Origin of the sequence: Micromonospora sp. ATA51, assembly GCF_016802855.1 — a bacterium.
Taxonomy (GTDB): domain Bacteria; phylum Actinomycetota; class Actinomycetes; order Mycobacteriales; family Micromonosporaceae; genus Micromonospora; species Micromonospora sicca.
Genome location: NZ_JAEVHJ010000013.1, coordinates 23,842 through 46,827 on the forward strand (window position 1 = coordinate 23,842; position 22,986 = coordinate 46,827).

Annotated in this window: 16 protein-coding genes and 2 pseudogenes; 6 read left to right on the forward strand and 12 right to left on the reverse strand. The window is 72.3% G+C overall.

Features of this window, described 5'->3' with window-relative positions:
- Positions 1-117 precede the first annotated feature (117 nt).
- From JNW87_RS04530 to JNW87_RS04555, 6 genes are all read right to left on the reverse strand, one after another.
- Positions 118-1,740 carry an amidohydrolase family protein gene (locus JNW87_RS04530; RefSeq protein ID WP_238453151.1) on the reverse strand — a complete coding sequence of 541 codons (1,623 nt, stop codon included), beginning with the start codon at positions 1,738-1,740 and terminating at the stop codon, positions 118-120.
- Positions 1,740-2,504 carry an amino acid ABC transporter ATP-binding protein gene (locus tag JNW87_RS04535; protein ID WP_305070441.1) on the reverse strand — a complete coding sequence of 255 codons (765 nt, stop codon included), beginning with the start codon at positions 2,502-2,504 and terminating at the stop codon, positions 1,740-1,742. Before JNW87_RS04535 ends, JNW87_RS04530 begins: the two co-directional genes overlap by 1 nt.
- A complete protein-coding gene (locus JNW87_RS04540) occupies positions 2,501-3,448 on the reverse strand; it encodes an amino acid ABC transporter permease (protein ID WP_238453152.1) in 948 nt (315 codons plus the stop codon). The genes JNW87_RS04535 and JNW87_RS04540 overlap by 4 nt, the downstream gene beginning before the upstream one ends.
- An 8-nt stretch (positions 3,449-3,456) precedes the next feature.
- Positions 3,457-4,344 carry an ABC transporter substrate-binding protein gene (locus JNW87_RS04545; protein WP_238453153.1) on the reverse strand — a complete coding sequence of 296 codons (888 nt, stop codon included), beginning with the start codon at positions 4,342-4,344 and terminating at the stop codon, positions 3,457-3,459.
- 204 nt (positions 4,345-4,548) lie between these two features.
- Positions 4,549-6,486: an AAA domain-containing protein gene (locus JNW87_RS04550; RefSeq protein WP_238453169.1), complete on the reverse strand. Its 1,938-nt coding sequence runs from the start codon at positions 6,484-6,486 to the stop codon at positions 4,549-4,551.
- On the reverse strand, positions 6,387-10,616 hold the full coding sequence (locus JNW87_RS04555; protein WP_238453154.1) for a DUF4011 domain-containing protein: 4,230 nt from the start codon (positions 10,614-10,616) through the stop codon (positions 6,387-6,389). The genes JNW87_RS04550 and JNW87_RS04555 overlap by 100 nt, the downstream gene beginning before the upstream one ends.
- A 146-nt stretch (positions 10,617-10,762) precedes the next feature.
- Here JNW87_RS04555 and JNW87_RS04560 point away from each other — a divergent pair, with 146 nt between their 5' ends.
- A complete protein-coding gene (locus tag JNW87_RS04560) occupies positions 10,763-11,023 on the forward strand; it encodes a hypothetical protein (RefSeq protein ID WP_161557970.1) in 261 nt (86 codons plus the stop codon).
- Positions 11,024-11,044: 21 nt separating this feature from the next.
- Positions 11,045-11,467 (forward strand): TIGR03668 family PPOX class F420-dependent oxidoreductase, encoded by a 423-nt coding sequence (locus JNW87_RS04565; protein WP_238453155.1) that lies wholly within the window; start codon positions 11,045-11,047, stop codon positions 11,465-11,467.
- Positions 11,468-11,484: 17 nt separating this feature from the next.
- Here JNW87_RS04565 and JNW87_RS04570 read toward each other — a convergent pair whose 3' ends face one another.
- Positions 11,485-12,396, reverse strand: coding sequence for a TIGR03619 family F420-dependent LLM class oxidoreductase (locus tag JNW87_RS04570; protein ID WP_238453156.1), 912 nt, complete (start codon positions 12,394-12,396; stop codon positions 11,485-11,487).
- 227 nt (positions 12,397-12,623) lie between these two features.
- Between JNW87_RS04570 and JNW87_RS04575 the strand changes: the two genes are divergently transcribed.
- Positions 12,624-13,937 (forward strand): MFS transporter, encoded by a 1,314-nt coding sequence (locus JNW87_RS04575; protein ID WP_238453157.1) that lies wholly within the window; start codon positions 12,624-12,626, stop codon positions 13,935-13,937.
- Positions 13,938-14,075: 138 nt separating this feature from the next.
- Here JNW87_RS04575 and JNW87_RS04580 read toward each other — a convergent pair whose 3' ends face one another.
- From JNW87_RS04580 to JNW87_RS04590, 3 genes are all read right to left on the reverse strand, one after another.
- Positions 14,076-14,405, reverse strand: a complete 330-nt coding sequence (locus JNW87_RS04580; protein WP_238453158.1) for a hypothetical protein — start codon at positions 14,403-14,405, stop codon at positions 14,076-14,078.
- A 65-nt stretch (positions 14,406-14,470) separates the two neighbouring features.
- Complete coding sequence (locus tag JNW87_RS04585) at positions 14,471-14,611, reverse strand: hypothetical protein (protein WP_238453159.1); 141 nt, start codon at positions 14,609-14,611, stop codon at positions 14,471-14,473.
- 257 nt (positions 14,612-14,868) lie between these two features.
- Positions 14,869-16,074 (reverse strand): MFS transporter, encoded by a 1,206-nt coding sequence (locus JNW87_RS04590; RefSeq protein ID WP_238453160.1) that lies wholly within the window; start codon positions 16,072-16,074, stop codon positions 14,869-14,871.
- A gap of 250 nt (positions 16,075-16,324) precedes the next feature.
- Between JNW87_RS04590 and JNW87_RS41320 the strand changes: the two are divergent.
- A pseudogene (locus JNW87_RS41320) lies at positions 16,325-16,524 on the forward strand (ABC transporter ATP-binding protein); the annotation flags it as partial.
- Positions 16,525-16,547: 23 nt separating this feature from the next.
- Here JNW87_RS41320 and JNW87_RS04595 read toward each other — a convergent pair.
- Positions 16,548-18,038, reverse strand: coding sequence for a CoA-acylating methylmalonate-semialdehyde dehydrogenase (locus JNW87_RS04595; RefSeq protein ID WP_238453161.1), 1,491 nt, complete (start codon positions 18,036-18,038; stop codon positions 16,548-16,550).
- Positions 18,035-19,338 (reverse strand): annotated as a pseudogene (locus tag JNW87_RS04600) (aspartate aminotransferase family protein). The gene JNW87_RS04595 and the pseudogene JNW87_RS04600 overlap by 4 nt, the downstream one beginning before the upstream one ends.
- A gap of 129 nt (positions 19,339-19,467) precedes the next feature.
- On the opposite strand from JNW87_RS04600, the gene JNW87_RS04605 reads away from it, so the two are divergent.
- Both JNW87_RS04605 and JNW87_RS04610 read left to right on the forward strand, forming a co-directional pair.
- Positions 19,468-21,072 (forward strand): PucR family transcriptional regulator ligand-binding domain-containing protein, encoded by a 1,605-nt coding sequence (locus JNW87_RS04605; protein WP_238453162.1) that lies wholly within the window; start codon positions 19,468-19,470, stop codon positions 21,070-21,072.
- Between the two features lie 240 nt (positions 21,073-21,312).
- Complete coding sequence (locus JNW87_RS04610) at positions 21,313-22,869, forward strand: NCS1 family nucleobase:cation symporter-1 (protein ID WP_238453163.1); 1,557 nt, start codon at positions 21,313-21,315, stop codon at positions 22,867-22,869.
- Positions 22,870-22,986: the final 117 nt, after the last annotated feature.

A 22,986-nucleotide genomic window follows, 5' to 3' on the forward strand; every position in this document is an offset into this window, starting at 1 on the left:
CGACGCTGGCCAGCCGGAGGACCCGGTCCGGGTCGACCGAGATGCCGCGCCCGTCGTCCAGCCGCCGCACCAGCGCCCCGATCCGCACGCCGGCGGCCGGGCCCCCACCGGCCGCGCTCATCGCCGTCCCGGCACGGCCGGCTTCCTACCGGTCACGGCCAGCACCCGGCCGGGCCGGGTGTCGGTGACCTCACCGCGGTGCACCACGACCCGGCCGCCGACCACCACGCAGCGGACGCCGCGCGGCGGCGCCAGCGGATCGTCGTACGTGGCGCCGTCGGCGACCCACTGCGGGTCGAAGACCACCAGGTCGGCGGCGTACCCGTCGGCGAGCAGGCCGCGGTCCCGCAGGCCGAAGCGGCGGGCGGGCATCGCGGTCATCTTGTGCACCGCGTCCGCCAGCGGCAGCAGACCCACGTCGCGTACGTAGTGCCCGAGCACCCGGGCGAAGCTGCCCGCCCAGCGCGGATGCGGGCGGCCCCCCTTCGGTACGCCGTCGGAGCAGAGCATGGTGAGCGGGCTGGCCAGCACCCGGCGGACGTCGTCCTCGTGCATGGAGTGACTGAGGATGGTGACGTCGCCCCGTTCGGCGGCGAGCAGGTCGCAGGCGTAGTCCACCGGGTCGGCGCCGCGCGCGGCGGCCAGGTCGGCGATGGTGCGCCCCTGCGCGTCCGGGTTGTTCGGGGCGGACGCGACGCGGATCAGGTCCCAGCCGCCGTTGCCCACGGTGTTCTCCCAGCCCGGCACTCCGCCGACCAGGTCGGCACGGATCCGGTCGCGGACCGCCGGGTCCGCGACGGCGGCGAGCATCGCCGACACCCCGTCGGCGATCACCCAGGGGGGCAGCATCGCGAGCAGGGCCGTGCTGCCGGCGGTGTACGGGTAGACGTCGCAGGCGACGTCCAGCCCGTCGGCACGCGCCCGGTCGAGTCGGGCCAGGGTGCGGACGGTGGCGCCCCAGGCCCGCCGGCCGGCGGTCTTGTGGTGGGAGACCTGCAGCGCCGACCCGGCGGCGCCGGCGATCTCGATCGCCTCTTCGAGGGCCGACTCGACCTGGGACATCTCGTCGCGCAGGTGCGTCACGTACGGCTTGCCGTGCGCCGCGGCGACCCGGGCCAGGGCGATGACCTCGTCGGTGCCGGCGTTCACTCCGGGCGAGTAGATCAGGCCGGTGGACAGGCCGGCCGCGCCTGCGGCGAGCGCCTCGTCGAGCAGCCCGCACATTCGTCGGGTCTCCTCCGGCGTCGCGCGCCGTTGAGCGAAGCCGACCACGGCGGCGCGCAGCGTCCCGTGCCCCACGAGGGCGGCGAGGTGGTTGCGCCGGGCCGCGCCCTGCGCCGCGGCGAACTCCGGGAACGACGCGTACGCCGCCGCGGGCGGCCCGAAGGTCGCCGCGATCAGCTCCCGCACCGGCCCGCCGCGCTCGGGCGGGACCGGGAAGGGACTGATCCCGCAGTTGCCGCAGATCTCGGTGGTCACCCCCTGGAGCAGCGGCGCCCGACGCAGCACCTCCCGTTGCTCGTCGTCGCCGGCCAGCAGGTCGGAGTGGGTGTGCACGTCGAGGAAGCCGGGTGTGACCACCAGACCGGCGGCGTCCACCACCGCGGCGGCGGGCGTGCCGCTGGACGGTGGCAGCAGCACCAGCCGTCCCTCCCGTACGCCCACGTCGGCCGGGCGGGCCGGCGCGCCGGTGCCGTCGAGCACGTCCCCGCCGGTGAACACCAGGTCGAGCCGCGCCATCACAGCACCTTGGACAGGAACGCGCGGGTCCGGTCGTGCCGCGGCGCGGCCAGCACGTCCCGGGGCGGCCCCTGCTCGACGATCAGGCCCTCGTCCATGAAGACCAGGTGGTCGCCGACCTCACGGGCGAAGCCCATCTCGTGGGTCACCACGATCATCGTCATCCCGCTGGCCGCCAGGTCCTTCATCACCTCGAGCACCTCCCCGACGAGTTCGGGATCGAGCGCGGAGGTCGGCTCGTCGAAGAGCATCAGCTTCGGTGACATCGCCAGGGAGCGCGCGATGGCCACCCGCTGCTGCTGCCCGCCGGAGAGTTGCGCCGGGTAGTGGTGGGCGCGATCGGCCAGCCCGACCCGGTCGAGCAGCTCACCGGCGCGCCTGCGGGCCTCGGCCGTCCGCACGCCCTTGACGGCGACCAGGCCCTCCATCACGTTCTCCAGCGCGGTGCGGTGCGGGAACAGGTGGAACCGCTGGAACACCATGCCGATCGACTCGCGCTGCCGGCGCAGCCGGGCGTCCGGCAGCGGCCGCAGCCGCCCGCGGCGCTCCTCGTACCCGATCAGCTCGCCGTCGACGTACACCCGCCCGCCCTGCGGCTCCTCCAGGTGGTTGAGGCAGCGCAGCAGGGTGGACTTGCCGGAGCCGGAGGGGCCGACCACGCAGACCACCTGGCCGCGCCCGATGGTCAGGTCGATGCCGCGCAGCACCTCCAGCCGGCCGAAGCTCTTGCGCAGGGCCCGGCACCGCACCATCGGCGCGGTCATCGCGCGCTCCCGGAGAACCGCAGGTTGCGGGCGATCCGCCCGCGCAGCGTGCCCGGCAGCGTGGTGCCGAAGCCGCGGCTGAACCGGCGTTCCAGGTAGTACTGGCCGGCGCTGGCGAGGGTGGTGAGGACCAGATACCAGATGGACGCGACGATGAGCAGGGCGATCACCTCGAAGTTCGTCAGGTAGAGCCGCTGGGCGACGGTGAGCAGGTCGGCGCCGGCGATCACCGAGACGAGCGAGGTGGTCTTCAGCATGGAGATGAACTGGTTGCCGGTCGGCGGGACGATGATCCGCATCGCCTGGGGCAGCACCACCCGCTTCATGATCTTCGTACGGGACATGCCCAGTGCCGCCGCCGCCTCCTGCTGACCGGGGTCGACGGCCCGCAGGCCGGCGCGCACGATCTCGCTCATGTACGCGCCCTCGTTGATGCTGAGCCCGAGCAGCGCCGCGACAAAGCCGGTGACCAGCGTGTTCGTCTCCCAGGTGATCAGCTTCGGGCCGCCGAACGGCACGCCCAGACCGATCTCGGGGAAGATCAGCGCGATGTTGAACCAGAAGATCAGCTGCACCAGCAGCGGCGTGCCGCGGAAGAACCAGACGTACGCCATCGCGCCGGTACGCAGGATGCGGCTGTCGGAGACCTGCATCAGGGCGACCACCACGCCGAGCACCACACCGATGACCATCGAGGCGACGGTGAGCTGGACGGTGACCCAGAGCCCTTCCAGGATGACCCGGTCGAACTGGTAGTCGGCGACGATGTCCCAGTGCAGGTTGGGGTTGATGGCGACGGTCCATCCCAGCCAGACCAGCACCAGCGCCGTCACCCCGGCGGCCAGCCAGCGGCCGGGCCGGAGGGGATGACTGATCCGGTTCGCTTCCGGCGCTTCCGAGCCGGTGGGCCCGGCCGCAGCCGGGCCCACGACGGTCGCGTCCACCGGCGTGCTCACTGCTGGGCGTTGACCGTGGCGGCCTTGACCGCGCTGCCCTGCACGCCCCACTTCTCCATGATCTTGGCGTACTCCCCGCTGTCGATCAGTTCCTGGAGCGCCTTGCGCACCGCGTCGCGGAGCTGGCTGTCCTTCTTGTCGATCGCGATGCCCCACGGGCCGGCCTCGTACTGGGCCTCCAGCACCTCGTACTTGCCGCTCTCCTGGGCCAGCATCTTGGCCACCGGGTAGTCGACGATGGTGGCCACCGCCCGCCCGGCGTCGATCTGCAGCAGGCCGGTCGGGGCGTCCTCGCTCTGCGAGATCGTCATCTTCTTGCCGCACTTGGCGTTCTGCCCCTCGCCGATGGCGAGGTTGGAGCTGCCCTTGGCGAGCACCACGGCCCGACCGCACAGGTCGGCCAGGTCCTTGACGCCGGCGGGGTTGCCCTTGGCCACCATGATCGCGCCACCGGCCTGGAAGTAGTCGACGAAGTCGACCGCCTTACGCCGCTCCTCGGTGTCGCTCATCGAGGACATCGCCAGGTCCCAGCGGTCGGCCTGCAGTCCCGGGATCAGGCCGGGGAAGTTCGCGTTGGTCATCTCCAGCTTCAGGCCGAGCCGCCCGGCGATCGCCGCGGCCAGTTCCGTGTCGACGCCGATCAGGTCCTGGGTGCCCTCCTTGTACATCTCCATCGGCGGGTAGCCCTCGGCGGTGGCGACCCGGAGCACGCCCTTCTCCTTGAGCGCGGCGGGTACGAGGTCGGTGGCCTTGGCGTCGGCGGCGACCGAGGCCGACCCACCGGCCTGCGACGTCTGACCGCTCGTCGAGCGTCCGCAGCCGGTGAGGGCGACCGAGAGAGTGGCAAGACCGATGACGACGCGGAGCGCCTGCTTCCTGAGCACCGGGAACCTCCTGCTGGGACGACTGGCGGGGACCATATCGCGGGAGTCGGCAGCGTGAACAGCCTGAATGCTTTACATGGTGAGCACCGAGAAAGTCGATGCTCGAACGGAGGGTCGCGGAGGGCAGACCCGACGCGGCGGCAGGCTCCACAATGGGCAGCCGCCGGGCCTACGGTGCGAGCCCTCGCCGTACGGCGCGGCGGGTCAGTGCCCGACGGCGAAGCGGCCGTCGGCGGCGCGGCGGATCCTGCCGCTGGCGACGGCGATGTGCAGCCCGTAGCGCAGCAGCTTCTCGGCGGCCTCGGTGCGACGGCGGTGACCGAGCAGTTCGAGCGCGGCGCGCAACAGCTGCTCCTCCCCCAGGTGCGGTGTCTGCTCCAACGCGTGCGTCAGGGCGTTGGCCACCTCCTCCGGCGGCACCTCCTCGAACCGGCGATCGGAGCTGACCTGGGTGGTGCGGTAGCTGCGCGACGTGTGCGGGTCCAGGCCGGCGGGCCAGGCGAAGACACCGATGTGGGGATGGCGGTGCAGGGTCTCGCGGTCCACCAGCTTCAGCACCTCCGCGCGCCGGTCCTCCCGGGTGCGGGCGAAGCCGAACCGGGCGAGCGTGAGCCGCGCCAGGCGGTGCTGCTCGATCGGCCCCTCGGCGGCGATGATCTCGCGCAGGCTCTCCCGGACCAGCGATCTGATCCGGCGGTCGCTGCCGATCAGGTCGATGTCCGCCTGCTCCCCGATCACCGTCGGCACGTACGGCACGAACGGGCTGGCCGTCGGGCTGCCCGTCGGCTCGGCGACGGCGCTCACCGCCGGCTGCCCGAGCAGGACGGCCGGGGCCACGGGCGCGGCAGGGGCCAGCGAGGCGATCGGGGCGGCCGGCTCCTCGGCGTCGGCCGGTGGCCCGTCGTGTCGATCCTCGCCGTTGGCCGTCGGCCCCGGCACCCGCGCGTCGGGTGACGCATCCACCCGCTGCGCCGGAACCTGCACGACGGGCGAGACGCCGGTCTCCACCGGCACCTGCCGTAGCGCATCGGAGGCCGCCGGCACCTGGTCCGGCGCCGGCAGTTCGGCGTCCTCCCGCTCCTCCTCGGGCGTGTTGGCGGCGGTCACCGCGGCGTCGATCTGGTCGAGGATCGCGGCGCGGTCGTGGATCCACGACGGCAGCCAGAAACGGACCATCGCCGGCCAGCCCATGATCGAGCGCAGCAGGCTGGGCGCCGAGTCCCGGTCCGCCACGGTCGGCCGGCTGCTCCACTCGGGACCGTCCAGCATGACGGCGACCTGCCAGCGCGGCGTGCCGGGCGCCCGTACGGCGATGTCGACGGTGAAGTCGGAGAGCCCGTGCGAGGTGCGGACCTCGTGGCCGCGGGCACGGATGGCGGCGGCGACCTCGTCGCGGACCCGGCTGCGCCGTTCCGCGCGGTCGGTGACCAGGTCGCCGAGCCGGTCGGCGCCGGCGGCGGCCATCTCGCAGTACGCGCGCAGGTGCTGGGTCCCCACCGCCGAGGTCCGGGACAGGTCGATGTCGGACGGGTCGAACGAGGAGTAGAGCACCACCTGGCGCCGGGCCCGGGTGATCGCCACGTTCAGCCGCCGCTCGCCGCCGGCCTGGCTGAGCGGTCCGAAGTTCAGCGGCAACTGGCCGGTCTCCGGGTTGGTGGAGAAGGCCAGGGAGAAGAGCACGACGTCGCGCTCGTCGCCCTGCACGTTCTCCAGGTTCTTCACGAAGACCGGTTCCGCGACGGCGCCCGACAACTGCTCGCGTACCAGGGGGTCGGGGCTCTCCTCGAGCAGGTTGAGGATGAGGTCACGCTGCTGGATGTTGAAGGTGACCACGCCGATGGACTGGCCCGCGGTGGCCGGGTCGTGCAGCCGTCGGGTGATCTCGTCGAGGATGGCGCGGGCCTCGACCTCGTTGGTCCGCGAGGCGCCCCGGTCGTACTGCCCGTGGACCCGTCGCCAGATGATGCCCGCGGAATCGCCGGCCCCCGGCGACGGCAGGCTGGAGAGCTTGCTGTCGTAGTAGTACCGGTTGGAGAAGGCGATCAGCGACTCGTCGTGGCTGCGGTAGTGCCAGGAGAGCCACCGCTGCGGGAGACCGGATTCGACCGCCTCGCTGAGGATGCTCTCCAGGTCCTCGGGCACGGGCCCGTCGCCCTCGTCCGGCTCGTCCGGGGTGTGGGCGGCCTGCATGATGCTGGTCGGCGGCATCTGTCGGGAGTCCCCGACCACCACCACCGCACGTCCCCGGCCCATCGCGCCGACCGCCTCGGCGACGCGGATCTGGGAGCCTCGTCGAAGATGACCAGGTCGAAGCGCCGGCTCCCGGGGGCGAGGAAGTTCGCGGCGGAGGCCGGGCTGACCAGCACGCACGGGGCCAACGCGAGCACCACGTCCGGGTACTGCTCGAACAGCTCCCGGAACGACTTCCCGCCGCGCTTGCGGCGAAGTTCCGCGGCGAAGTCGGCAAAGCGGCCGCGGCGGTCCGTCGGGCTGAACGGTCGACGGCGGACCAGCACCGACGGCAGGTGCTCGGGCAGCGCCGCGCGCAACTGGGCGGCCGCCGACTCGAACTGGGCGATCTCGTCGTCGTGCAGCTCCGGGTCGAAGTACTGCAGACCGCCGGCGCGCAGCCGCTCCGCGAGCGAGGCCGCGGCGACGCCCCGCCGGTACGCCTCCTCGGCGAGCTGCGGGTTGACCTCGCCCCGCAGCAGCTTTTCGCGGTAGTCGACGAGTCCGGCCGCGCCGAGCACGTCGGCGTGGGTGAGCACGGTCGCCCACCGGCGCAGCGGGAACAGCTCGTCGGCCCGCAGCTCGTTCAGCCAGGTCGCGCCGTCGCGCTGCCAGGCGTCGAGCCAGTGCGACCCGCCCGCCCAGCGGCTCAGCTCCGGGGCGCCGCAGCGCAGCACTCCCTGCCAGGCCCGCCACCGGGCGGCCGCGCGGTCGAGCAGGACGGCCTCCCCCTCGCCGATCCCCCGGTGGAACAGCGCCCAGGCGGCGGGGTGCGCCGCCAGGAGTACGCGACCGGCCCGGGTCGCGGTGACGGCCTCGCGCAGCCGCTGCTCGGCGTGCGGGTCGGTGGGCCGCCAGCCGCCGGGCAGGTGGAGACCACCCAGCGTGCCGCACTGCTGGGACAGGGCGGCGGCGTGCGCCTGCGCGGCCACCAGCCGACCGGTGACCAGTTCGACCTGCTCGGGGTCGACGGTGGCGCCGGACTGGAGGTGGACGGCGAGCCGGTCGGCGATGCCCTGCCGGCGCTTGCGCTTGCCGAACAGCTTCCGGCCCGCCTCCTGGGCCTCGGCATGCCAGGCGGCCAGCTCGGCGAGCGCGAAGACGTCTGGGCGGAAGGTGGTCAGCTCGCCGGCGAACCCCTGCCGGAACGCGGCCAGCTCCGCCAGGAGCCGGTCGGCCGCCTCGTCCCAGCGGCGGTCGGACGCGCGCAGGGTGGTGTCCCGGTCCGGCAGCGTTCCCCGTACGGCGAGCCAGGCGCCGGCCTGCAGCTCGCGGATCGCGTCCGGGGCGGTCAGCGTACGCAGCAGGTCGGTCAGCTCCGGGCGGGCCGCGAGGTCGGCGCGGACCTGTTCCAGCTCGGCGGCGATCTCGGTGACCGCGTCGGCGTGCAGCCCGTCCAGGGTGCGGCAGCCACTGATGGCCCAGGGGTGCGCTGGCCGGAGCCGGGCCGAGCGGGCGGCGGCGGGGAACTCCCGCAGCGTCGTCTCCACCCGGGCCCGCTGCTCGCCGGTCGCGCCGAGATACCCGACCGGCACGGGCGCGACCGGCCCGTCGCCGTACGCCAGGGTCTGCTCGTAGGCCGACCAGAGCGACATGCCGGCGGCGTTGTCGGTGTGGACCTGGGCGGGATAGTCCGCCAGCGGCGCCAGCCGGGTGCGGTACGCCGTCTCGACGGCCGTCCAGGTCGCGTCGCCGCCGTGGTCGTACTGGTCGAGGGCGTCGCGGAGCTGCTGGCGGATCGCGTTGATGGACTGCTTGCGGCCGTGCAGGTCGAGGGCGAACGGTCCCAGGCCGATCTGCTTGAGACGGCGCTTGACCACGTCGAGGGCGGCCTGCTTCTCGGCGACGAAGAGCACCGACCGGCCGGCGGTGACCGCCCGGGCGATCATGTTGGTGATGGTCTGCGACTTGCCGGTGCCGGGCGGACCCTCCAGGACGAACGACTGGCCGCGCTCGGCCAGCACGATGGCCTGCATCTGCGAGCCGTCGGCGGGGATGGGCAGGTGCAGCTGCGCTTCGTCGACGCGGACGTCCTGCTCGGTGCCGGCCGGGTCGTCGAAGGACGCGCCGGACGACTCCACGAGGTGCCGCACCACCGGGTTCTCCATGAACCGGGGCCAGTGGTCGGTGAGGTCGCGCCACATCTGGAAGGTGGAGAACTGCAGCAGCCGCAGGCTGGCGGTCTCGTCGATGCGGTAGTTGAGTCGGTTGTCGACCAGCCCGGCGTTGATCGCGGCGAGCGTCTTGCCGATGTCGATGCCGTGCTCGTCGAGGACCGGCTGCTCCAGCTCCGGGATCCGGACGCCGTGCTTGACCCGCAGCCACTCGATCAGGCAGTGGTTCGGGGTGGCGACCTCGGCGCCGTCGATGACGATGGCGTACGGGCGCCGCCCGGCGCCGCCCTCGATCCGCACCGGCAGCAGGAACAGCGGCGCGTAGGCCTCTCCCCCGGTGGTCTTCGCGTGCACCAGCGTGCCGATGGTCAGGTAGAGGTAGTTGCTGCCGGTCTCCTGTTCCATCGTGCGCGCCTCGCGTTGCAGCGAACGCATCGCGGTCTTGTAGCGGGCCTCGGTGACCGCGCCGTAGACCCGGCGGTCGGTGCGCAGCTCCCGGGTGAGCATCTCGGCGTCGAGATCCTGCGCCCGCCGGGTGCCGGCGAGCTCGTGGACGTGGCTGATGTCGTCCTGCGGAATGATCTGCACCTGGCGGCCGTCGTGGATCAGGTCGTCGAGCAGGGCGAGCGCGCCGGCCGGGACGTGCAGCTCCAGGCCGCGGCCGCGCTTGGGCAGGTTGAGCAGCGGGTTGCGCAGGCTCAGGTCGAGCAGGGACTTCTTCCACTGCTGGATGCGCGCCGGGGAGCCGTCGGACTGCTGCGGCGCCTCGTCGCCCTCGTCGGCGAGCTGCCGCAGCTTCGCCAGCGCCACCCCGGTCGGCAGCTCGATGGAGCCGACCGCCCCGGTGGGCGCCTCGGCGTCGACCGCCGGCGGGGCGACCAGTTCGTCGGGCGAGGGCAGCGGCCGGATGCCGGAGCGGTGGGCGAGGTGCACGTCGACCACGCCCTGGAGCCGCTGGCCCTGGCCGCGGAAGTGGGCGAGGCCGACCTGCACCGCCTCGGTGAACGCGGCGGTCTGCGCGCCCGGCCCGATCCGGGTCAGCTCGACCGGCACCGCCCGCCCCGAGTCGACCATGGAGATGAGCAGGTTGGTCTCGGTCACCGCGGCGGAGCCGAGGCGTTCCTCCTCGAGCAGGAAGCCGCCGAACGCGTGCCCCTCGGTGATGAAGATCAGCGGGTGCAGCCCGGCCGCCTCCAGGCAGGCGGCGTAGGTGACGGCGAGGTCGAGGCAGTTGCCGAGCCGCCCGTCGAGGACGGCGGCGGTGGTGCGGACCTTCTGGCCGGTGTTCTCGAACGACGCCGGCAGGGCCTGGTAGGTGATGTCGAGCTGGCGCAGCGCCTCGTAGACGGCGCCGGCGATGAGCGCGGCCCGCTCGGAGCCGTCCTGGTAGCCCGGTAGGGAGCCCGAGCCGGTGCGGGTGAGCAGGATCTGCGCCGCGGCGCGCAGGACCGCGTTCACCGCCCGGGTGTTGGGTTGCACGAAGGCGGCGAGGGAGTCGTACAGGGCCTTGCTGTTGAACCACTCGTTGTGGGCCAGCACCGCCGACGGGGCGACCAGCCGGAGGTCGGGACGGTCGTCGGCGCGGGCGGTGAGCCGGTAGTCGACCGGGAACGCCTCGTCGGTGCGGCCGAGCAGCCCCCGGTCCGGGGTGAACTCGCGGAAGTCGTCCCAGCCGGTGGTCGCGCCGGGCCGCAGCGGCGTGGTGAGGGTACGCGTCCACGGCTCGGTCAGGGGGCCGTCCGGGCCGAGCAGTTCAAGGGTCAGCGACACCTCCGACAGCGGCGCGTCGCCCAGGTTCGTCAGCGTGAGGTGCCGGACCAGCGGCACCCGGTTGTGCACCAGGGCGGCGTTGATGGCCGGCTGCACGAGCAGCCCGAGCGCGAGCTGGCCGTCGTCGGTGGCGAACTGCGCGAAGACGCTGTCGGGCATGGCGCGCTTCTCCAGGTAACGAGAGGGAGGAGAGCCAGCCTAGCGGTCCCTCCTGACTCCGGGCCCTCAGCCGGACCGGCCCCGTTTGCTCGCGCTCTCCCCGGGCAATCGCGCGACGCAGCATCCGGCACGGAGAGGAGCAGGTGATGAAGATCCACGACCCGTCCAGTCAGGCGATGCAGAAAGACTACGACGTTACGGACATCGAGCGCCTGATGGCCAAGCGACAGTGGAAGAACTACGACGACGTGATCAACTGGCTGAAGAAGGAGGGTGACGAGGACCGGCGCTTCACCCCCGGCGAGGTGCAGCACATGATCGACGACTTCAGCCGGGTGCGGGACAAGGGGATGGACTTCGTCCGCGATCCCGAGCGGCTCTGCCGGAATCTCAAGGGCAGCCGGTAGCGCGTCGGTCCGGCCCCGCCGGTGGCCGCCGACGAACTCCGACACCGGGTCGGATCGGCCCGGGTGGCCCGGCTGGCCACCGTCGGGGACGACGGCCGTCCGCACCTGGTGCCGGTGTGTTTCGTCCTGCTCGGCGACGTCGTCTACCACGCGGTCGACGAGAAGCCCAAGCGCCACCGGCGGCTACGCCGGCTGGAGAACATCCAGGCGACCGGGTACGTCTGCCTGCTGATCGACGAGTACGACGAGGACTGGTCATGGCTGTGGTGGGTCCGGCTGGACGGGCAGGGCCGGCTGGTGGCGGACCGCGCGGAGGAGGCCGCGGCGCGCGCGGCGCTGGCCGACAAATATCCGCAGTACGTGCGACAGCCACCGGCCGGGCCGGTGGTGGCGATGCGGGTGACCGGCTGGTCGGCGTGGTCGGCGGCGGAGGCGGCCGGGTGACCGCCGGCCGGAGCGGGTCAGCGGGCCGGGGCGAGGGCGTCGAGCACCTCGTCGGCCCGCCGCAGCGACGCCCCCGCGTCAGCGCGGGGTGAGCCGATCTCCGGGTCGAAGTTGAGGTCGACGAACAGTTCGGTGATGCCGGCCGCGGCGAGCCGGCCGAGATCCGACCTGATCTGCTCCAGCGTGCCGGTGAGCGGCTCGCGCTCGGCGGGGCCCGTCGAACGTACCCGGACGACGCCTCGGCAGACGAACCGCAACGAGCGGGGATCGCGCCCGGCGTCCGCCGCGGCAGCCCTGACCGCCGCGACCGACTCGCCGATGTCCGTCAGGTCCGCCTGGCTGCCACTGACCCACCCGTCGGCGAGCCGGCCGGCCCGGCGCAGCGCCGCGGGCGCGTGCCCGCCCAGCAGGATCGGGGGATGCGGCCGCTGCACGGGCTTCGGCTCCAGACGTGTCGGCGGGACCTGGTAGAACTCGCCGCGATGCTCGGCGACGTCGTCCTGCCAGAGGGTGCGGAGCACAGCGAGGAACTCCTCGGCCCGGTGCCCCCGCCGATGCTTGCTCACACCGGTCGCCTGATACTCCTCGTCCGCCCAACCGAGGCCGAGCCCGACGTCGAGCCGCCCGCCGGCGAGGATGTCGAGGGTCGCGGTCTGCTTGGCCAGCACCACCGGCGAGATGAACGGCATGTCGAGCACCGCGACGCCGAGCCGGATCCGCGCGGTGTGGGCGGCCAGGAACGCCAGCGTGGTCAGCGGATCCTGGACGCTGTGGTACGTCTCGCTCCAGCCGAGGTCGGCGGGGACCAGCAGGCGCTGGAACGCCCACAGCGAGTGGTAGCCGAGCTGCTCGGCCCGGCGAGCGACGTGGATCATGTTCTCCGGGGTGGCCCACGAGCCGGAGACCGGCGGGGCGAATCCAACCTCCACTCCGGCACGGTACCCAGCGCCGTCCCCGCCGGGCGCGGGAACGGCCGCCACGGCGGGCGTGGTTGCCGCACCGGCCACCCCGCGTACGGCGTACCGCGACGCGGCGGCGTTCTGCTGGGCTAGCCTCTGACCGAGGGCCACGCCCTCCCGAAAACCCCGATCTCCCTTCGCACCTCGCCCTGTCACGGGCGCGACATCCGGTATCCACGGCATGTGCGGGGGCGCAGATGACAGCTCGACCTCAGGGTGCGCCGTGGCGGTCCGCGGACTTCCGGCTCGTGGTCGCCGGTCAGACCGTCACCCAACTCGGTACCGACGTCACCACGATCACCTTTCCACTGATCGCCGTCCTGCTCCTGGACGCCACCCCGTGGCAGCTGGGCGCTCTGGTGGCCGTGCAGAACGGCGCGTTCCTCCTGCTCGGCGTGCCCGCCGGCGTCTGGCTGGACCGGCGCCGGCTACGACCGGTGCTGATCGCCACCGACCTCGTGCGGTGCGCCGCGCTGGTCACGGTGACCGTGGCGGCCGCGCTGTCCCGGCTGACCCTGCCGCTGCTCATGACGATGGCCGCGGTGATGGCCGTGATGCGGGTCGTCTTCGACATCGGTCATCAGTCCTACCTGCCGAGATTGCTGGACCGGAAGGATCTGCTGCGGGGCAACTGCACCGTGGAGGTCGTCCGCTCCTCCGGGCAGGTCGCCGGCCCCAGCCTCGGCGGCTGGCTCACCCAACTGGTGGGCGCGACGAACACGCTGCTGGTCGACGCGGTGAGCTTCCTGGTCAGCGCGGCCTGCCTGGCCCGGATCAGGGTGCGCGAGCCCACGTCCGCACCGACCGGGCGAGCCGACACGGTGCACCAGGCTCGGGAGGGACTGTTCACCGCCGCCACCGCGCTGATCATCCTGTTCCTGGTCGACACCGTCGGGTTCTCTCCCGGTACGGCCGGCATGCTGATGTCCGCCGCCCCGGCCGCGGCCCTGCTCGGCGCCGCCACGGCCGCCCGGCTCGCCCGCCGCGTCGGCTCCGCCCGCATCATCTGGCTGTCCCTCGCGGTGACCAGCCCGTGCAACCTGCTGGTCCCACTGACCGGCCGGGGCTGGGCCGCCACCCTCTTCGTCGCGGGGTTCCTCGGGAGCGGGATGGGCCAGGTCATCTACGGCATCACCCAGATCACCTACCGGCAGTCCACCGTTCCCGCCCGGCTCCAGTGCCGGGTCAACGCCAGCATGCGGTTCCTGGTCATGGGTGCGCTTCCGCTCGGCGGGCTGCTCGGCGGCGCGCTCGGGGGCCTGCTCGGCGTCCGCCCCACCCTGTTCCTCATCGGGGTCGGGCTCACGCTGACGCCCGTCCCGCTGTTGCTGTCCCCGCTGCGTCACGCCCGAGACGTGGACGACCTGCCCCCGCGGCCGAAGGCTCTCCTTGCAGCAGCCTTGACGAGCCCGGCGGCGACCGCTGCGCCGGCGTCGCCGCGCCGGTGCCGCCGGTCGCGGCAGCGGCACCACCTGTCGTCCGCGCTACCCGGTTCGGGTCGGTCCGCGTAGAGCGGATCGGGGGCGGCCTCCGCGACGACGCCGGCCATGACGTCGCCCGGTCGACGTAGGCGGGAGGCGGCGACGGGGCATCGACGCGCTCGTCCGCCGCAAGCCGCCGGCGACGGCGCGGCGGTGACCCCGCGGTCGTCAGCCGGCGCGGTTCAAGGCACGCCTGTTGTTGCGCGCGCTCCCGTACTCGGGGACGCGGTCGCCGAGCATCCGGCGCGCGGCGTCGAGTCCGGTCAGCGCCGCCCCGTAGGCGGTCACCTCCCGCTGGAAGTGCTCGACCTTGGCGTACCAGAACTTCAGCTCCGGGTTCATCCCCTTCGCGTTGATGTAGTTGACGATGTCGGCCCCGGGGGTGATGCCGTGGCGGGCGTAGCAGCGATCGAAGCGGGCCTTCGTCCGCTCGTACCGCTCGGTCATCGCGGTCAGGCTGGCTTCGGCCTCCAGCAGCCTGGCCTGCAGGTACTCCACGTAACCGCGAGGTACCGACGGGGCGGTGCGCGCCGACCGGGGCGCCGACACAGCGGCCATGGCGATCACCCGACCCGGCGGACGAGGCGTCCGTGCCACGTGCGGGAACCGGCGAACGCGAACGCCCGCCAGCTCCGGTCGCCGGGGCTGCGCAGCCCCCCGGCCAGCGCCTGCCATCGACGAACGGATCCATTCTGGAACAACATGACTGGCCGCCCTCCCTGGAACGCGATGATGGGGTAGTCATCTCGCACCGCCGACGGGTCAGGCGGCACGTCAGCGGCGTCCGCCGAGGGCCGGGGTACCAGCCGGCGCGGATCGACGCGTGAGGCCGCTCGGGGCAGCTCCGCCCTGACCCGCTGCAATGCAGTGACGTCCTTCTACCCCCGCCGGCGGCTGACTATGCATCCCCGTCACTGGGGAGTCGACGGCAATGCGGCGTGCGACGGTTTCCGCCGCCGGCTCAGGCAGCCCGGGCAGGGGTAGCCGGTCGAACGATGGCGAGGAACAGGATCAGGGCACCGGCCTGGATGCCCGCCACGGTGATGATCACGGCGGTGATCGAGTAGTCGTAGAGGGCTCCGGTGAGCAGCCCGCCGACCAGGGTCGCCGCGCCCAACCCGGCGGCGAAGATGCCGTAGGCGGTGCCCCGCCGCGCGGCGGGGACGATGTCGGCGATGGTCGCCCGCATGGTGGATTCCTGGATGCCGAGCACCGCGCCCCAGGCCAGGGCCCCGGCGACCGCGGTGACCGGGGTGGTGGTGAAGGCGGCCAGCGGGATCAGGGCGGTCAGGACGGGTACGGCGGCCAGTACCCGGACGCCGGCCCGGTCGTACAGCCACCCGGAGGCCAGCGCGGCGACCGCGTCGACGCCCATCGCGGCGGCGTACACGACCGGGACCACCGCCACCGGTACGACGTGGCGGGTGGCGAGGTGGAAGCTGAGCACCCCGAAGGTGGCGTAGCCGGCCGTGGTCAGCACCGTGAACGCCAGATAGGTCCAGAACACGCGGGGCAGCCGGGCGCCCGGCGGGGCCGGCGCTGCGCCGGGTCGAGGGCCCGGCTCGAAGCGACCGGGGTCGGGCACGCCGGCGCGTAGCCACAGCAGCAGGAGCATCCCGGCCACGCCGGGCACGGCCAAGGTGAGGAACGCGGGCCGGTAGTCGTAAGCGGTGGCGGCCAGTACGGCGGCGACCAGCAACGGCCCGGCGACGCCGCCGGCCTGGTCGAGCGCCTCATGGACGGCGAAGCCCTTGCCGCGGCCCGTGGCCGCAGCGGCGTGGGAGAGCATGACATCCCTCGCCGGGCCGCGGATCGCCTTGCCGGCACGCTCCGCGATGAAGAGCGCGGCAGCCAGCCACAACGCGGTGGTCAGCCCGAGGGCGGGCACGGCGACCATGGTCACGGCGTAGCCGACCAGGACGAGCGGCCAGTAGGCCCGGGTACGGTCCGCGAGCGGTCCGGTGCCCAGCCGTCCCGCCAGGGCGAACGCCTCCCCCACGCCGGTGACCAGCCCGACGAGGGTCGCGGACGCGCCGAGGGTGGCCAGGTAGGGGCCGATGACCGAGCGGGCGCCCTCGTACACCACGTCCGACAGCAGGCTGACCACGCCGAACGCGGTCACGAACCGCCACGGCGTCCACCTGATCGTGGGCGCGGCGACTTTCACCCTTGCAGTCTGGCCGACCGGCAGGCTGATCGGGCCTGGATCAGCCCAGCGACCCCAGATCCTTGTCGTCGATCTGCGGTTCCGGGCGCTCATCCGCCGGCGGGGCGAATCCAACCTCCACGCCGGGGACCGGCTGTTGCTCTGGATGGAGCAGGCGCAGCGAGGCTTCGCCTCGTTCGCCCGCGTGCTGGGCGTCGGTCAGGTGCCGCCGGAACCGCGGGGCAGGGCGTCCGCGCCCCCGGGCAGCGGCTCGCGGCGCACCGAGCGGGCGCTGGCCGCCGTGCTGACCGGCCGTACCGTCATCGAATCGCCCACCGGCTCAACACCGCGCACGCCGCGGACCGGGGCGCGGTGCTGGAGGACGGCCGCATCATCGAACTCGGCAGCCACGACGAGCTGGTCCGTGCCGGCGGCGCCTACGCCGCCCACTGGCGCTCCTGGCCCGGCTGACCGCCCGACGCCGGGTCAGGTGCTCAAGTGTTCTGTGGGAAGCCGAGGTTCACCCCACCGTGGGACGGGTCGAGCCACCGGCTGGTGACCACCTTGGACCTGACAAAGAAGTTCACCCCTTCCGGCCCGTACGCGTGTGCGTCACCGAACAGTGAGTCCTTCCAGCCACCGAAGGAGTAGTACGACACCGGGACCGGGATGGGGACGTTCACCCCGACCATGCCTACTTCGACCTCGTTCTGATAGCGGCGCGCCGCGCCGCCGTCGTTGGTGAAGATTGCCGCGCCGTTGCCGTACGGGTTGGCGTTGACCAGCTCGACGGCGGCGTCGTAGCTGGGCACCCGCACCACCGAGAGCACCGGTCCGAAGATCTCGTCGGTGTAGATGGACATGTCGGTGTCGACGTGGTCGAAGAGGGTCGGCCCGAGCCAGAATCCGGCTTGCTCACCGTCGATCGGGTGGCTCCGCCCGTCGACCACCAGCTGCGCCCCCGCCGACCGGCCGGCGTCGAGGTAGGACAGCACCCGGTCGCGGTGGGCACCGGTGACCAGCGGTCCCATCTCGCAGCCCGGGCGACGGCCGTCGCCGACACGCAGCGCGGCCATCCGCTCGCCGATCTTGGCGACCAGCCCGTCACCGACGGGGTCGACGGCCACGACGGCGGAGATAGCCATGCACCGTTCACCGGCCGAGCCGAAGCCGGCCGAGACGGCGGCGTCCGCGGCGAGGTCGAGGTCGGCGTCCGGCAGTACGACCATGTGGTTCTTCGCCCCACCGAGCGCCTGCACCCGCTTCCCGTGGTGGGTGCCCGTCCGGTAGACGTGGCGGGCGATCGGGGTGGAGCCGACGAACGAGATGGCCTTCACGCTGGGGTGCTCGAGAATCCGATCGACCGCTTCCTTGTCGCCGTGCACGACGTTGAGGACACCGTCCGGTAGCCCGGCCTCCGCGAAGAGCTCCGCCAGGAAGTTCGCCGACGACGGGTCCTTCTCGCTCGGCTTGAGCACCACGGTGTTGCCGCACGCGATCGCGTTGGGCACGAACCAGAGCGGCACCATCGCCGGGAAGTTGAACGGGGTGATCACGCCGACCACGCCGAGCGGCTGGCGGATGGAGTACACGTCCACCTGGGTCGAGGCGTTCTCGCTGAACCCGCCCTTCAGCATCTGCGGGATCCCGCAGGCGAACTCGACGTTCTCCAGCCCGCGTTGGATCTCCCCCGCCGCGTCGGACAGCACCTTGCCGTGCTCGGCGGTGATGATCTGCGCGAGGTCGGACCGGCGGGCATGGAGGCGGTCCCGGAAGGAGAACATCACGTTCGTCCGGTGGGCGAGGGACGCGGTACGCCATCGGGAGAACGCCTCGCCGGCGGCGGCGACCGCTTCGTCGACGACCTCGGCGGTCGCGAAGTCGACCTGTCCGGCGACCTGGCCGGTGGCGGGGTCGTAGATGTCACCGGTGCGTTCGGCGACACCGTTCCACGGCTTGCCGCCGATCCAGTGGGTGGTCCTCATCGCTGCTGCACCTCCTTGGCCACGGCCTCGATCGACTGGGTGAGGATCTCGAGTGCCTCCTCCGCCTCGGCCTGGGTCAGCGTCATCGGCGGCGCCAGGCGGATGACGTTGCCGTACAGGCCGCCCTTGCCGACGAGCAACCCCCGGTCCCGGGTTTCCTCGAGCAGCGCCACGGCGGCCGCCGGGTTGGGCTCGCCGTCGGGTCCGACGAGCTCCAGCGCGATCATCAGGCCCTTGCCGCGGACGTCACCGACCACGGGTTGCGCCGCGGCGACCGCGCGCAGGCCGTCGAGCAGACGGCTGCCCAGCCTTCCGGCGTTGGCCTGGAGGTCGTGCTCCAGCAGGTAGTTCAGCGAGGCCAGAGCACCGGTGGTGGCGAGCGGGTTGCCACCGAAGGTGGAGATGGAGTTGGCCCGCAGGCAGTCCGTGAGGTTGGCACGGGCGACGACGCCCCCGATGGCGAGGCCGTTGCCCAGGCCCTTGGCGAAGGTGATCGCGTCGGGCACGACGTCGTGCGCCTGGATGCCCCAGAAGTGCTCGCCGGTGCGGCCCCAGCCGGTCTGCACCTCGTCGGAGACGAGGAGGATGCCGTACTCGTCGAGCACCTTCTTGAACTCGCCGAACAACCCGTCGGGCGGGGTGGTGAAGCCACCGACCCCTTGGATCGGCTCGACGATCATGCAGGCGACGTCCCCCGCCGTGGTCGTTTCGATGACCTCGCGCAGGTCCGCCACGCAGGCCTTGATGTAGTCCGCGTCGGACAGTTCGCGGAAGGGGCTGCGGTAGCGGTAGCCGCCGCGCACCCAGCTCACCTTGATCGGGCTGAGGGCGCTGGCCGACCAGCCGCGGATGCCGGTGATCGCGACGGTGGCGAATGCGCGGCCGTGGTAGGAGTTGGCCAGGGCGAGCACCTGCTCGCTGCGGCGGTACTGGGTGGCGAGCATCAGCGCGGTCTCGTTCGCCTCGGTGCCCGAGTTGGTGAAGAACACCTTGGCGTCCGGGATGCCGGACAGCTCTGCGATCTTCTCCGCGAGTTCGACCTGCGACTTGATCAGGTAGAGCGTGGACGAGTGCAGCACGCCGGTGTCGAGCTGCGAGCGAATCGCGTCGCTGATCTCGGCCACGTCGTAGCCGATGGCGTTGGTGAGAATGCGGCGAAGAAGTCGAGGTAGGTTCGTCCCTCGCGATCGGTCACCCGGCGACCGTGTGCGCTGGCGATCTCGATCGGCTGCTCGTAGTACAGCGCCAGCCAGTTCGGCATCACGGACCGGTGTCTAGCCAGCAGCTCGCGGTGCGCCATCGCGTCCTCCCGTATCTCGCCCGTACGGCGAGTGTGGCGGCAATCGTTGTCCAACCGCTACGCACAACCTGTGCCGCTTCGGGGGCAACGGCATTACGTTCTGTGCAGTCCCTCCCACAGGAGGCCGCGATGTATCCCTCCGTCGCAGAAGCCATCGCGCTGCCGGTGATCCGGCGCGCGAAGCCGCAGGTGGTGGCCGGGTCGGCCGGCATGCAGGGCCGGGTCCGCTGGGTCCACGTGGCGGAGGTCGCCGACATCGCGCACCTGCTGCGCGGCGGAGAACTGGTGCTGACCACCGGAATCGCGCTGCCGGACGAGGCGGCGGCGCTGACGAGGTACGTGGCCGACCTGGCCGCGGTCCGCGCGGCCGGACTGGTGATCGAGTTGGTCCGGCGGTGGAGTGACGGGATACCGGAGGCGCTCGTGGCAGCGGCCGACCGGCACCGACTCCCCCTGATCACGCTCGCGGAGGAGACGAGGTTCGTGTCCGTCACCGAGGCGGTGGTGGCGCTGATCGTCGACGCCCAGCTCGCCGAGCTGCGGGCTGCCGAGCAGGTGCACGAGACGTTCACGTCGCTCACCGTGGCCGGGGCGGAGCCGGCCGAGGTGCTGCGCGAGGTGGCCAGGATCTCCGGACTGCCGGTGGTGCTGGAGACGCTGGGGCACGAGGTGCTCGCGTACGACGCGGCCGGGCAGAATCCCACCGAGCTGCTGGCCGACTGGGGTCAGCGGTCCCGGTCGATGGCCGCGCCGGAGCGGACCGCGTACGACGAGGAGTCCGGCTGGTTGGTCACGATGGTCGGCGCGCAGGGCGCGGACTGGGGCCGCCTGGTCCTGCTCTCGCCGGCTCCTCCGCCGCACCGGCACGTGGTGGTCGCCGAGCGGGCCGCGTCGGCGCTGGCGGTACATCGGCTGGTGGCACGCGATCGGGAGAGTCTGGAGCGGCAGACGCACCGGATGTTGCTCGCGCAACTGCTCGGTCAGGCGGTACCGCCGCCGGATCTGGCCGCCCGGGCGGCCGCGCTGGGCGTCGGCCTCGAGCGGCGGCAGCTGGTCGGGGTGGCGATCCGGCCCGCGACGGGGACGCCGCGCGCCCCTGCGCTGGCCTGGCAGGAGGTGTTGCGCGACCTGGCGGAGGCGACCGCGTTGGCCGCACGGCGGGTGGCCGTGCCCGCCCTGGTGGGGGTCGTGGACGACACGAGCGTTCGGGCGTTGTTGTCGCTGCCCGCGCAGGCCGGGGTCGACGCGGTACTGCGCCGGTTGGCCAGAGAGGTGCATCGTTCCGCGGCCGGTCCGGTGCTGGTGGCGGTCGGCACCACGGTGTCCCACGTCGCCGAGGTGCGCCGCAGCCTGGGCGAGGCCGCGCATGTGGCGGGGGCGGCCCTACGCTCCCCCGGCACGCAGCTCTACCACAAGCTGGACAATGTGCGCCTGCGCGGCCTGCTGCATCTGTTGCGGGAGGACGAGCGGGTCCGGGCATTCGCGGACCGCGAGCTGGGTCCGCTGTTGACGCGGGACGCCAACCAGCGCACCCGGCTCGTGGAGCTGTTGCGCTGCTTCTGCGAGCAGGGCGGGAACAAGTCGGCGGCGGCAGCCGCCGCGCACCTGTCCCGCACGGCCTACTACCAGCAGCTGTCGCGGATCGCGCAGGTGCTCGGGGTGTCGCTGGAGGACCCGGAGTCGATGCTGTCGCTGTACGTCGCGCTTCTGGTGCACGAACTCGACGAGGCGTGACGGGTCAAGGGTCCAGCAGGAGTGGCGAATCGAGCCACCGCGCCGATTGACAGCTCGGTGCGGCCGTGCCGGTGGACACAGTGTGCCCTGATCACGGCAAGCGTGGACACTTTGCCGCTGCCGTGGCGGGTCCGGGACACCCACCATTCCGAGATAAAGATCGAGCTGATCCGCCCCCACCCGCAGCACCCGCGCCGGTTGGCCGGCCACTGTTGCGGCAGCGCAACAGCGAGGTGAGCGATGGCCGTTGAACCCCTGCCCCCCGCCGAAACCACCGCGGTCGAGCCGGGCACACAGATCACCCATCCCGATGGCCGAGTCGAGCTGCGTGACTTCTCCACGATCGCCGGCAGCCCGTACTTCAACGAAGAGCTCGCCCCGGTACCCATCGAGAAGCGCACCTGGACCACGTACAACTTCGCGGCGCTGTGGATCGGCATGGCGCACAACATTCCCACCTACCTGCTCGCCGCCGGGCTCATCCAGCTCGGCATGAACTGGGTGCAGGCGTTCCTCACGATCACGCTGGGCAATCTGCTCGTCCTGATCCCGATGCTGTTGAACAGCCACGCGGGCACGAAGTACGGCATCCCGTTCCCGGTCTTCGCCCGCGCGTTCTACGGTGTGCGCGGCGCGAACCTCCCTGCCCTGCTCCGCGCCTTCATCGCGTGCGGCTGGTTCGGCATCCAGACCTGGATCGGCGGCGAGGCGATCTACGCCATCGCCGGCAAGCTGCTGGGCTCCTGGTGGGTCGACGCGGCGACGGTGATGGACCACCCGTGGACGCTGTGGGCCTCGTTCTTCCTGTTCTGGGCGATCGAGATGGCGATCATCTGGCGGGGCATGGACACCCTGCGGCGCTTCGAGAACTGGGCGGCGCCGTTCGTCATCGTGGTCGCCGTCGCCCTGCTGATCTGGGTGATGGTCGAGGCGGGCGGGCTCGGCCCGATCCTGTCCGAGCCGTCGAAGCTGGGCTGGGGCGCCGACTTCTGGAAGCTGTTCGCGCCGTCGCTGATGGGGATGATCGCGTTCTGGGCGACGCTGTCGCTGAACATCCCCGACTTCACCCGGTTCGGCGGCAGTCAGCGGCAGCAGGCGTACGGCCAGGTCCTCGGTCTACCCACCACGATGTCGTTCTTCGCCCTCCTCTCGATCATGATCACCTCGGGCACGGCCGTCATCTACGGCGAGGCGATCTGGGACCCCATCCAGCTCGCGGCCAAGTTCGAGAACCCGCTGGTCGTCGCGCTCGGCCTGTTCACCGTCGTGGTCGCCACGCTGTCGGTGAACGTCGCGGCGAACACGGTCAGCCCGGCGTACGACTTCTCCAACGCCCTGCCCCGACTGATCAACTTCCGGACCGGCGGCCTGATCACCGGCGTGCTCGGCATCCTGATCCAGCCGTGGCGCCTGGTGCAGGACCCCAACATCTACATCTTCGTCTGGCTCGGGTTCTACGGCGGCCTGCTCGGCGCGGTCGCCGGCGTACTCATCGCCGGGTACTGGATCCGCTACCGCACCAGCCTCCAACTGCCGGCCCTCTACCGCCCCGAGGGCAGGTACTGGTTCTCCGGCGGGTGGAACTGGGCCGCCATCGTCGCCACCGTCGTCGGCGCGGTCCTCGCGGTGGGTGGCGCCTACTCCGCACCCGGTAAGGGGCCGTTCCCCTCCGACGGGCTCATCCCGTTCCTCAAGCCGCTCTACGACTACAGCTGGGTGGTCGGTCTGGTCGGCGGGTTCCTCGTCTACCTGGCGCTGTCGATGCCGCGCACCGCGCACGCGAAGGGGGAGAATTGACATCCTCCACCGCCCTGAAGGGCGGGGATTCCCTCAGTCAACCGAGGGGGTTCCTGCTTCACCGGGCCGCGCCTTCACCGCTGACGCGGGTCGGGTCTTACCGGCCCTCCACAGGCG

Coding starts and splice junctions, on each gene's coding strand:
- JNW87_RS04530 (WP_238453151.1), bottom strand. CDS start 1,740: ATGGCGCGGCTCGACCTGGTGTTCACCGGCGGGGACGTGCTCGACGGC.
- JNW87_RS04535 (WP_305070441.1), bottom strand. CDS start 2,504: ATGACCGCGCCGATGGTGCGGTGCCGGGCCCTGCGCAAGAGCTTCGGC.
- JNW87_RS04555 (WP_238453154.1), bottom strand. CDS start 10,616: ATGCCCGACAGCGTCTTCGCGCAGTTCGCCACCGACGACGGCCAGCTC.
- JNW87_RS04560 (WP_161557970.1), top strand. CDS start 10,763: ATGAAGATCCACGACCCGTCCAGTCAGGCGATGCAGAAAGACTACGAC.
- JNW87_RS04575 (WP_238453157.1), top strand. CDS start 12,624: ATGACAGCTCGACCTCAGGGTGCGCCGTGGCGGTCCGCGGACTTCCGG.
- JNW87_RS04585 (WP_238453159.1), bottom strand. CDS start 14,611: ATGTTGTTCCAGAATGGATCCGTTCGTCGATGGCAGGCGCTGGCCGGG.
- JNW87_RS04595 (WP_238453161.1), bottom strand. CDS start 18,038: ATGAGGACCACCCACTGGATCGGCGGCAAGCCGTGGAACGGTGTCGCC.
- JNW87_RS04605 (WP_238453162.1), top strand. CDS start 19,468: ATGTATCCCTCCGTCGCAGAAGCCATCGCGCTGCCGGTGATCCGGCGC.
- JNW87_RS04610 (WP_238453163.1), top strand. CDS start 21,313: ATGGCCGTTGAACCCCTGCCCCCCGCCGAAACCACCGCGGTCGAGCCG.